This window comes from Gilvimarinus gilvus, assembly GCF_030518155.1.
In the GTDB taxonomy this organism is placed as follows: domain Bacteria; phylum Pseudomonadota; class Gammaproteobacteria; order Pseudomonadales; family Cellvibrionaceae; genus Gilvimarinus; species Gilvimarinus gilvus.
In genome coordinates this window covers 1-693 of record NZ_JAULRU010000789.1, presented here as the reverse complement: position 1 = coordinate 693, position 693 = coordinate 1, and the positions used below count along the sequence as shown (strand labels likewise).

Annotated in this window: 2 protein-coding genes; both read right to left on the bottom strand. The window is 55.1% G+C overall.

What is annotated here, in order from left to right; genetic code table 11:
• Positions 1-323: ribonuclease P protein component (gene rnpA, locus QWI17_RS20110; protein WP_302724317.1), on the bottom strand; the 323-nt coding region annotated here is incomplete at its 3' end.
• A 16-nt stretch (positions 324-339) separates the two neighbouring features.
• On the bottom strand, positions 340-474 hold the full coding sequence (gene rpmH, locus QWI17_RS20105; RefSeq protein WP_003253163.1) for a 50S ribosomal protein L34: 135 nt from the start codon (positions 472-474) through the stop codon (positions 340-342).
• Between the last annotated feature and the right edge of the window lie 219 nt (positions 475-693).

Sequence of the window (693 nt, the reverse complement as noted above, 5' to 3'; positions counted from 1 at the left end):
AGTTTGCCAAAGTGTTGGTGCAATTCCGGGTTTTCTACTTCACCCAATCCCTTGCGCGCGACGATCACGATGTCCAGGCCGGCGAGTGACTGCTGGTTCAGACGAAAGGAATCGCGCATCAAGCGCTTGAGGCGATTGCGTTGAACGGCGAGTTTGACGCTTTTCTTGCCGATCACCAGGCCCAGCCGTGGGTGATCGAGGCCGTTCTCGCGAGCAAGGATCAGCAGGTTTTTCCCTGGAACCTTGCCGGTTGGGGAGTCGAAGACCGCTTTGAAATGCCGGGGTGTAAGCAGTCGCTTTTCCCGACTGAAGTCCTGACTCACCACCTGTGCCGAAAAATCAAATGGCCAGACGCTTACGGCCTTTGGCACGACGACGCGACAGAACAGCGCGGCCGTTCTTGGTAGCCATACGGGCACGGAAACCGTGAGTGCGCGCGCGCTTGATGGTGCTTGGTTGGAAAGTACGTTTCATGGCGTGTTACCTGGTTTGTCGACGACGGGCCGGGATGGCCCCCTTTTTACGAGACCGGCGATTCTAGAGAAAGCAAGCCCGTAGGTCAATTTCCAACCAGTCTTTCCCTATAGAGCATGTGATGGACGGCAACTGCTCGGCCATGACCCCAGGGTGCTTGATCGAAGGTACGCGTTGGGGACAACATGAAAAAAAAGAAGAGAGATATAAAAAGCTTTT